At 73.0% G+C, this 9,250-nt stretch carries 9 protein-coding genes; 2 read left to right on the top strand and 7 right to left on the bottom strand.

Annotated elements, in window-relative coordinates; translation table 11 throughout:
* Position 1: 1 nt before the first annotated feature.
* The 5 genes from JHD21_RS17460 to JHD21_RS17480 all read right to left on the bottom strand — a co-directional run bounded on the left by JHD21_RS17460 (position 2) and on the right by JHD21_RS17480 (position 6,848).
* A complete protein-coding gene (locus tag JHD21_RS17460) occupies positions 2-739 on the bottom strand; it encodes an ATP-binding cassette domain-containing protein (RefSeq protein WP_292677758.1) in 738 nt (245 codons plus the stop codon).
* A complete protein-coding gene (locus tag JHD21_RS17465) occupies positions 736-2,724 on the bottom strand; it encodes a dipeptide/oligopeptide/nickel ABC transporter permease/ATP-binding protein (RefSeq protein ID WP_292677761.1) in 1,989 nt (662 codons plus the stop codon). Before JHD21_RS17465 ends, JHD21_RS17460 begins: the two co-directional genes overlap by 4 nt.
* Before the next feature lie 3 nt (positions 2,725-2,727).
* Positions 2,728-3,747 (bottom strand): ABC transporter permease, encoded by a 1,020-nt coding sequence (locus tag JHD21_RS17470; RefSeq protein ID WP_292677763.1) that lies wholly within the window; start codon positions 3,745-3,747, stop codon positions 2,728-2,730.
* Between the two features lie 26 nt (positions 3,748-3,773).
* The gene (locus JHD21_RS17475) at positions 3,774-5,390 is read right to left on the bottom strand and encodes an ABC transporter substrate-binding protein (RefSeq protein WP_292677765.1); all 1,617 of its coding nucleotides are present in this window, start codon (positions 5,388-5,390) and stop codon (positions 3,774-3,776) included.
* Positions 5,391-5,459: 69 nt separating this feature from the next.
* On the bottom strand, positions 5,460-6,848 hold the full coding sequence (locus tag JHD21_RS17480; protein WP_292677767.1) for a serine hydrolase domain-containing protein: 1,389 nt from the start codon (positions 6,846-6,848) through the stop codon (positions 5,460-5,462).
* A 118-nt stretch (positions 6,849-6,966) separates the two neighbouring features.
* On the opposite strand from JHD21_RS17480, the gene JHD21_RS17485 reads away from it, so the two are divergent.
* Complete coding sequence (locus JHD21_RS17485) at positions 6,967-7,209, top strand: hypothetical protein (protein ID WP_292677769.1); 243 nt, start codon at positions 6,967-6,969, stop codon at positions 7,207-7,209.
* 41 nt (positions 7,210-7,250) lie between these two features.
* On the opposite strand, the gene JHD21_RS17490 is transcribed toward JHD21_RS17485, so the two are convergent.
* Complete coding sequence (locus JHD21_RS17490) at positions 7,251-8,135, bottom strand: AraC family transcriptional regulator (protein WP_292677771.1); 885 nt, start codon at positions 8,133-8,135, stop codon at positions 7,251-7,253.
* A gap of 170 nt (positions 8,136-8,305) precedes the next feature.
* Here JHD21_RS17490 and JHD21_RS17495 point away from each other — a divergent pair, with 170 nt between their 5' ends.
* Positions 8,306-9,064 carry an SDR family oxidoreductase gene (locus JHD21_RS17495; RefSeq protein WP_292677773.1) on the top strand — a complete coding sequence of 253 codons (759 nt, stop codon included), beginning with the start codon at positions 8,306-8,308 and terminating at the stop codon, positions 9,062-9,064.
* Here the strand turns inward: JHD21_RS17495 and JHD21_RS17500 are convergent.
* On the bottom strand, positions 9,061-9,250 hold a 190-nt coding region (locus JHD21_RS17500; RefSeq protein ID WP_292677775.1), incomplete at its 5' end, for a hypothetical protein. The two genes, JHD21_RS17495 and JHD21_RS17500, sit on opposite strands and share 4 nt — an antisense overlap.

Here is a 9,250-nt window from a genome sequence, read left to right on the forward strand (position 1 = left end):
GTCATGGTCGGGTGTTCCTTCCGGGGACGGCGGCCAGGAGCTCGCGCGTGTAGTCGTGTCCGGGCTCCGAGAGGACCCGGGCGGTCGGTCCCTGCTCGACGATGCGGCCTCCGCGCATCACCGCGACGTGCGAGGCGACGTAGCGCACCACCGCGAGGTTGTGGGAGATGAAGAGCATCGAGAGGCCGAGCTCGCGCTGGAGCTCGCGGACCAGGTTGAGCACCGCTCCCTGGATGGAGACGTCGAGTGCCGAGGTGATCTCGTCGGCGATCACCACCTGGGGGCGGCCGGCCAGCGCCCGGGCCAGAGCGACCCGCTGGCGTTGCCCGCCGGACAGCCGGCTCGGCAGCGACCGCGCCCGGGCCGGGTCCAGGTGGACCAGCTCGAGCAGCCGCTCGACCTCGGCGCGCCGTTCGGCGCGGGAGGAGCCCGGTGGCATCGCCTCGGCGATGCTCTCGCCCACCGACATCCGGGGGTCCAGGGACGAGTACGGGTCCTGGAACACCATCTGCAGGGGGCGGGCGCGCCCGCGGGTCGGCACCGGGGCGCCGCCGAGCGTGATGGTGCCGCCGGAGACGGGCGCCAGCCCGACCGCGGCCCGGGCCAGCGTCGACTTGCCCGACCCGGACTCGCCGACCAGCCCGACCACCTGCCCCTGGGGAACGGTGAGGCTCACGCCGTCGACGGCGGTGAACCGGCCGTAGCGCACCGTGACGTCGTCGAACCGGAGCTCGCTCATGGTGTCTCCACCAGGTTCTCGGCCAGGTCCTCGGCCGGGTCCTCGGCGGGCCGGGAGATCTCGAGGAGCGGCAGCGGCTCACCCGCGTGCCAGCAGGCGACCCGCCCGCCCGCCGTGCTCTCCAGCGGCGGGTCCTGGGCGCGGCAGCGGGCGTCGGCGAGGGGGCAGCGGGCGGCGTACGCGCAGCCGGGCGGGACCTCGGCCGGGTCGACCGGCCGGCCGGCGATCGTGGCCAGCGGCGCCTCGAGGTCGGTCGCCATGTCCGGCACCGCGGCCACCAGGGCCCGGGTGTAGGGGTGCCGCGCGGCGGTGGCCAGGTCGGCCGCGGGCAGCTCCTCGACGATCCGTCCGGCGTACATCACCAGCACCCGGTCGCAGACCTCGCCGACCACGGTGACGTCGTGGCTGATCAGCACCAGCGCCACGTCGTCGGCGGCCCGGATCGCAGCCAGGAGGTCGAGCACCTGCTGCTGGACCGTGACGTCGAGGGCGGTGGTGGGCTCGTCGGCGACGATGAGTGCCGGGGTGCCCATCAGCCCCATGCCGATCATCGCCCGCTGCCGCATGCCGCCGGAGAACTCGTGCGGGTAGCGGCGCACCCGTTCGACGGCGTCGTCGATGCGCACCGAGTCCAGCCGCTCGACGGCCCGGTCCATCGCCTCGCGCCGGCTCATCCCGAGGTGTGTGGTGGCCACCTCGGCGAGCTGGTGCCCGATCCGCTGGGTGGGGTTGAACGACGTCATCGGGTCCTGGAACACCATCGCCAGGTTGGTGCCGAGCATCCGTCGCTCCGCGGGCGTCGGGGTGGTGCGCAGGTCGTGGCCGAGGAACGCGAGCCGGGACGCCTCGACGGTCCCGTCGTCGTCGACCAGGCGCGACACCGCCAGGGCCGTCAGCGACTTGCCCGAGCCGGACTCGCCCACGATGCCGACCGCCTCACCGCGTCGGACGCTGAAGCTGACGCCCCGGACCGGGCGCACCGGTCCGGACGGGCCGGGGAAGGTGACCCGGAGGTCGCGGACGTCCAGCACCACGTCCTCGGCGGTCGGCGCCTCGTCGGTCACCCGGGCCGTCTCGGGGGCCGCTTCGTGGGCTGCGTCCTGGTGGGTCGCGTCGCCGGATCCGGTCCGCCGCCGGCCGCGCACCTCGCCGAGCACCGGGACGCCGAAGCCCTTGGCGACCGACTCGCCGAGCAGGTTGAACGCCAGGCCCGCGACCAGCACGGCGGCACCCGGAGCCAGGGCTGCGGCCGGGTTGACGTAGACGGCGCCGGCGCCGTCGTAGAGCAGCCGGCCCCAGTCGTAGGACGGGGACTGCACGCCCAGCCCGAGGAAGGACAGCCCGGCGAAGGACAGCAGCGCACCGCCGGCGCCGATGGTGGCGTTGACGACGAGGGGCTCGGCGATGTTGGGCAGCACGTGCCGGAACAGCACGCGGAGCCGGCCGACCCCGGCGACCCGGGCGGCGGACACGTAGTCGCGGGCCGCGACCCCGGCGACCAGGGTCTGGGTGAGCCGGGCGAAGACGGGTGCGCCGGACAGACCGATGGCCAGCACGGCGCCGGTCGCTCCCACTCCGAAGACGACCGCGAAGAACAGCGCGAGCAGCAGGCCGGGGAACGCGACCGCGACGTTGACCGCGGCCGAGACGAGCCGGCCGGACCGCCGGCCGAGGAGGAACGGCGCCGAGCCGAGGACGAGCCCCGCGGTCACCGCGATGACGACGGCGGCCAGGGCCAGCAGCATCGAGAGCCGGGTGGCCACCAGCACCCGGGCCAGGATGTCCCGGCCCAGGTTGTCGGTGCCCGCCCAGTGCTCGGCCGAGGGCCCGGCCAGGATGTCGTCGGTGTCCACGGCGGTCGCCGCGTCCCCCCACAGCACCGGTCCGAGCACCGCCAGCGTGAGGACCGCCAGCACGAGCGCCGCCGCGCTCAGTCCCAGGGGCGTGCCGACGACCCGCCGCCAGCGTCGCTCTCCGTCGCGCACGGCTCAGTCCTCCCGGATCATCGAGCGCGGGTCGAGCAGGGCCAGGGCGACGTCCACCACGGTGTTGGTGACCAGGACCCCGATCCCGTAGACGAGCACGATGGCCTGCACCACCGGGTAGTCCTTGGTCAGGATCGACTGCACGATGGTGCTGCCGAGGCCGGGCCAGGCGAAGACGTTCTCGACCAGGACCGTGCCCGCCACCATCGCGCTGAGCAGCAGCCCGCCGAGGGTGAGCGCCGCGGTGACCGCGTTGGGCAGGGCGTGACCCAGGTAGATCCGGCGCGGGGACAGCCGCTTGGCGCGTGCGGTCCGCACGAAGTCGGCCTCCAGCACACCCACCATCTCGACCCGCACGATCCGGGCCAGGATCGCGGCCGGCCCGATGGCGAGCGCCAGCACCGGGAGGACGTAGGCCGACGGCGTCTCGTTGCCGGCCACGGGCAGCCAGGCGAGGTTCACGCCGAACACGTAGACGAGCCCGATGCCGATGAGGAAGTCCGGGACCGTCGCGACGACGACGCTGGACGTGGTGAACGCGAGCTCGGTGCGGCGTCCGTGTCCGCGCCGGGTCAGCACCCCCATCGCGACGCCGAGCGGGATCGCGACCGCGACGGCCCCGGCGAAGGCGAGCACCGCCAAGGACAGTGTCGCGGGCAGCCGTTGGGCGATGACGTCGGAGACGGGCAGCTGCGAGGAGAGCGACGTGCCGAGATCGCCGGTGAACAGCGCGCGCAGGTAGTCGGCGTACTGGGACAGCAACGGGTCGTTGAGCCCCAGTGCCTCGCGCCGGGCCTCCACCAGGTCGGCAGGCGCGGTGGGCCCGAGGGCACCCCGCACCGGGTCCCCGGGGATGAGGTGGATCATCGCGAACGACGCCGTGACCAGCACCCACAGCGAGACCAGCAGCCGGCCTAGCCGGCGGACGGCGAAGCGCAGCCAGGTGCGGTCGCGCAGAGCCGTCCGGGCCCGGGGGGCCGGGAGTGGTGGCGTCCCTGCGACCGAGCTCGCAGTGATGGTCATCCGTCGATCAGCGCCCTCGGCCGCCGCTACTTCGCCAGCATCCGGATGCTCAGCGGCACCAGCTGGCCCGGGGTCTCGAACTCGGCGCCGTTGCCGAAGGTGCGCACGATGTTGTTCGCGAACGGCACGATGTCGGCGTCGGCGATCAGCCCGGACTCCGCGGCCAGCCAGTCGGTGCAGCCCTCGGTCCCGTTGGTCCCGGCGGCCGCGTCGACCGCGGCCTCGTAGTCGGGGTCGGCGATCGCTGCGAAGTTGGTGCCGTCCGGCGCGGCGGGACCGGAGAGGAACGGCACGAGCTGGTCGGGGCTGTTGACGTTGAGCGACACCCAGCTGACGTCCCAGTCGCCCGCACCGAAGAGGGTGCCGGTCAGCGTGGTCTCGTTCTGGGACTTCGCGGTGACCTCGACGCCGATCTCCTTCCACTGCTCCACGGCGAGCTCGGCCGCCGCGTCGCCGGCCGCGCCCAGGTTGTTCTGGTAGAGGAACGTCAGCGACAGCGGCTCGCCGTCCTTGGTGCGGACGCCGTCACCGCCGACCGTCCATCCGGCCTCGTCCAGCAGGGCGCCGGCGGCGTCGGGGTCGTGGGCGGGGAGCGAGCCGGAGACCGAGTCCCCGGGACAGGCGATCGGCTCGTTGGTGGCGAGGACCTGGGCGGGGCCCCCGTCGCCGGCCGTGATCACCTTCGCCAGCTCGTCGAGGTCGACGGCCTGGGTCAGCGCCATCCGGACCTGGGGGTCGCTGGTGAGCCGCCCGTCGGCGTGGTTGTACCACTGCTCGCCCACCAGGGCCGGGGTCTCGGCCGCGAACAGCCCGGACTGCTCCAGGCGGTCGGCGTCGGCCCCCGCGACCTGGGCCGCGTTGAGGTCACCGGACAGCAGCAGGTTGGCGGCGGTGGTCTCGTTCTCGACCACCCGGACCACGACGGTGGCGGGCAGCCCCTTCTCGTCGGTGGTCGCGCCACCGGGGCCCCAGGTGTAGCCCTCGCGGAGCGTGTAGGTGTAGCGGTCGCCCGGGGCGGCCTCGGTGAGCTCGTAGGGCCCGGTGCCGGCGGTGGCGGTCTTGAGGGCGGACCGGTCGGCGGCCCCCGACGGGCAGACGATCGGCAGGCTGCCCAGGCCGTTGAGGACGAACGGCGCGGGCTCGGCCAGCTCGATCGTGACCGTGCGGGCCGCGTCGTCGGCGGCGGCCTGCGCACCCACGGGCAGGAACGTGCCGAGGAACGGGCTCTGGTTCTTGGGGTCGGCGACGAAGTTGACGCTGTCGGCCACGTCGGTGGCGGTGAGCTCGGCGCCGTCGGCGCAGGTGATGCCCTCCGCCAGGCCGAGCGTGACCGTGGTCCCCTGGACCTCCCAGGTCGTGGCCAGCGCGGAGCGGATCTCACCGGTCTCGCCGTCGACGCTGACCAGGGGGTCGTAGGCGAACTGGGTGACCGTGAACAGCGAGGAGCCGGCGCCCATCTGCGGGTCGAGGTTGCCCGGGTCGGACGACAGACCGATGGTGAACGTGGCGCCGTCGACGAGCTCGGCGTCCCCGCCGCCACCACCGCCGTTGTCGTTGGACCCACCTCCGCCGCCGCCACAGGCGGCGAGCGCCCCCGTGAGGGAGAACGCGAGGACGCAGGACCCGAGGGTGCTCAGCTTCATGTCTGTTCCGATCTCTGGTGGCGAGTCTGGTGTCAGGGCTGGTGTCGAGGGCTGGTGTCGAGGGCTGGCTCAGGCGCCGGCGCGCCGGACGATGCGGCCGACGAAGAGGTAGAGCGCCCGGCCCTCGCCGTCGTCGCCGAGGAAGGCGTGCGGCATGTGCATGCCGCGGTCCGGCTGGAGCGGGATGAGCATGTCGTCGCGGTAGTGGACGAGCTCGCTGCGCTCGGGCTTCTCGCCGAGCTCCTCGAACATGCCCTTGGGCACCTGCTCGATCCAGATGCGTCCGTCGGCGTCCTGGCTCACGGTCAGGTCGGCGACCTCGGCGCTGTAGGTGCCCACGAAGCGTGTGGCGTCGAACGGCTCCGGCCGGGCCGGTGGCACCGGCAGCTGCGGGCCCGGGACACCACCGAGCTCCTCGAGGACGTGCCCGACCACCTCGCGGTAGAGCGAGAACGCGTCGCCGCCGTTGGTGAGCAGCGCGACCGCCAGGCCCGTCCCCGGCACCATCCGGAGGAACGCGGCCTGTCCGATCGTGTTGCCGTCGTGGCCGACGATCTCCCCGTCGGCGGTGTCGAAGCGCTCGAAGCCGAGCCCCCACGAGGTGCCCATCAGGCCGATGTCGGGAAGTGAGACCTCGTGGGCCTGCATCCGCGCGGCGGTGCCCGGCGCCAGGACCTGCGTGCCGTCGGGGGCGCGGCCGTCCTCGAGGTGCATCCGGGCGAAGGCCACCAGGTCCCGCGGCCGCATCGACAGCATCGACCCTGCGGGCGCGTTGGACCGGGCCATCGCCCAGATCGGCGCCGGCTGGTAGCCGGCGCCGGGCTCCAGCTCGATGTGCCCCATCGCGGCCCGGAACATGATGGCGTCGTAGGCGCTCGTCGCCGCGTGGGTCAGGCCGAGCGGGGCGAAGAGGTGCTGGCGCAGGCACTCGTCGTACGGCTTCTCGCGCAGGACCTCGACGAGCCGGCCGAGCACGCAGTAGCCGGCGTTGTTGTAGGAGAACCGCTCGCCCGGAGGGAACAGCTGCGGGACCTCGCTGAGGGTCGGGAGGTACTTCTCGATGCAGTCGTCGCCCATCCCCGTGTCGGTGAAGATGTCGCCCTCGAAGCCGGAGGTGTGGTTGAGGAGCTGGCGGACGGTGATCCGCGCCGCGGCCTCCTCGTCGGCGATCCGGAACTCGGGGAGGTAGGCGCGGACCGGCGCCTCGAGGTCGACCAGACCCTCGTCGACGAGCTGCATGACCAGCGTGCTCGTCCAGAGCTTGGTGACCGACCCGATCTGGAAGAGGGAGTCGGTCGTGGCCTCGACCCCGGTGGCCTTGCTGAGCACGCCGCGCGCGCCGTCGACGACCTGGTCACCCTGCAGCACCGCCCAGGCGGCAGCCGGGACGTCGTACTTGTCCAGGAGGAGCGGCAGCTGCTCGTCGAGCCAGCTCCGGACGTGTTCGAGATCACCCATGACGGCCACGCTAGGAAGAGCGGCCACCGCGGTGTTCGTCCCTCCCGACAACTGCCTGGGGTGTTCTTGGTCGGCTCCGACGAAGGCCGCGGTGAGGAGGACTTGCGAGCCTGGACGGGTGGGTGAGCAGCGGCGGGGCGACGTCGTCGAGGCTGTCGCGGTCCACGACGACGCGATGCTGGCGCGGGTCGCCACGGTGCTCGCGCTGCACGCCGTGGGCTCGTTCTCCTACGTCCCGACCGGCGATCGGGCGGTGGTCCGGCTCGAGGTGCTGGGCGGGGACGCACAGACGACCCGGGTGCTGCACAAGCTCCGCCGGCTGGTCGGTGTGGTGCGCGCGGGCTGCGTGGACGCGGCCTGACGTCGGCGGAGGAACTGGCAACGGCCTGGGATGCGGGTGGGTCAGGCCGGCTGTTGGTGCGCCTCGCGCATCCGGGCGGCGTCGACGCTGGGCGGCGACCCGAACTCCCGCCGGTACTCGCGGCTGAACTGCGAGGCGCTGGAGTAGCCGACCGAGTGGCCGACGTCCGCGATGTCCTGCGGTGCCCGGAGGAGCCGCAGCCTCGCCTCCTGGAGACGGAGCCGCTTCTGGTACTGGATGGGGGTCATCGCGGTGACCGTGCGGAACTGCTTGTGGAAGGACGACACGCCCATCCCGCTCAACCGGGCCAGATCCACCACCTGGATGGGCTCGAAGGCGTTGGACCGCAGGTGCCGGATGGCCCGCCCGATGTGGCTGAGGCTGCTGTCCTGGAGCCCGATCTGGCGGACCGCGCCTCCGGCCGGACCGGTCAGGACCCGCCACAGCAGCTCGCGCTCGACCAGCGGTCGCAGCACCGCGGCGTCACCGGGCCGGTCGACGAGCTCCAGCAGCCGGGCGACGGCGTCGAGCATCTCCGGCGTGGCTTGGTTGACCGAGAGGCCGGGAGGAGCGGCGGGGATCCGGCGTCGGTGCGGGCCGGTCTCGACGAGCAGCTCCGCGATGGAGGCGGGCTTCAGGTCGAGCCCGAAACCGAGATAGGGCCGAGAGTGCGAGGCCTCCACGAAGTGTCCGGTGATCGGCAGTTCGACCGCGACGGTCAGGTAGGTGCCGGGTAGCTCTTCGTGGACGTCGTCACCCAGGGCGATCCGCTTCGACCCCTGGATCGTGAACGCCAGGATCGGCTCGGCGATGGACGGCGTCCGTTCCGTGGGGTCCGTGACCCGGGCGACCCGGACCCCGGGGAGCCCGAGGTCCGAGCGGTGTGCGTGCCTCTCGATCAGTGCACTGACCCGCTCGATGCTCACCGACGCCCACCGTCCTCGACCCGGCCGATCCTGCCGATCCTGCCGATCCCGCCGATGCTAGCCGCGGAGGATCAGGCAAGCGACCCGTAGCAACGGCCTAGGCGAGTCGGACCGGCACATCTTCACTGGGGTGGACAGATCCGAGACCTACCAGCGAGGAGCCCCTCGTCATGAAGACCGCACTCATCACCGGCGCCAGTGCAGGAATCGGCCAGGCGACCGCGCTCGAGCTGGCCCGGCGGGACATCGGCGTGATCGCGACCTACCGGACCCATCAGGCCGAGGGAGAGGAGACCGTCGACCGGATCCAGGCCGCGGGGGGACGCGCCGTCGCGTTGCCGCTCGACCTGGGCGGCCAGGCCGGACTCGGCGACTTCGTGGCGTCGGTGGCCGGTGCCCTGGACGCCACGTGGGGGACGAGCCGACTGGACTTCCTCGTCAACAACGCGGGTGCCGGGGGCGGCGACATGTTCGCCGACATCACCGAGGACCGGTTCGACCTCCTCCAGCAGGTCCTGTTCAAGGGGCCCTACTTCCTCACCCAGAGGCTGCTCCCCGTCCTCGTCGACGGCGGGGCGATCGTCAACGTCGGGAGCACCTCGGCGCTGCCGGGGCAGGTGACGGCGGGCTACTCGGCGTACGCGGCGCCCAAGGCCGCGCTGCACGCCGTCACGCCGTACTGGGCCAAGGAGCTGGCGGGGCGCCGGATCCGGGTCAACGCCGTGGCACCCGGGACGACCCGCACTCGTCTCGGCGGCGACGTGCTGCTGAGCTCGCCGGAGCTCGTGGAGTCGCTGGGTCAGGGGGTGGCGTTCGGCCGGATCGGGGAGCCCGAGGAAGTGGCTCGGGTCATCGCGTTCCTGCTGTCCGACGAGGCGGCCTGGGTGACCGGCCAGGTCGTCGAGGTGTCCGGGGGCCAGGGGCTCTAGTCAGGCAAGGACGAGCGGATCGCGTCCACTGCGCTGACCTGGGGCGTCCAGCCGAGCTGGGTCTCCGCCTTGGTCGTGTCCATGATCGCCGGGTGGGCGAGCGCCTCGACCCACTGGGCGGGCTGCGGGAGCCGGGGCACCTTGGCCGCCAGCAGGCTGCGCAGCTGGTCCTGGGCCAGCGCCTTG

Source organism: Nocardioides sp. (genome assembly GCF_016462705.1).
Classification (GTDB): domain Bacteria; phylum Actinomycetota; class Actinomycetes; order Propionibacteriales; family Nocardioidaceae; genus Nocardioides.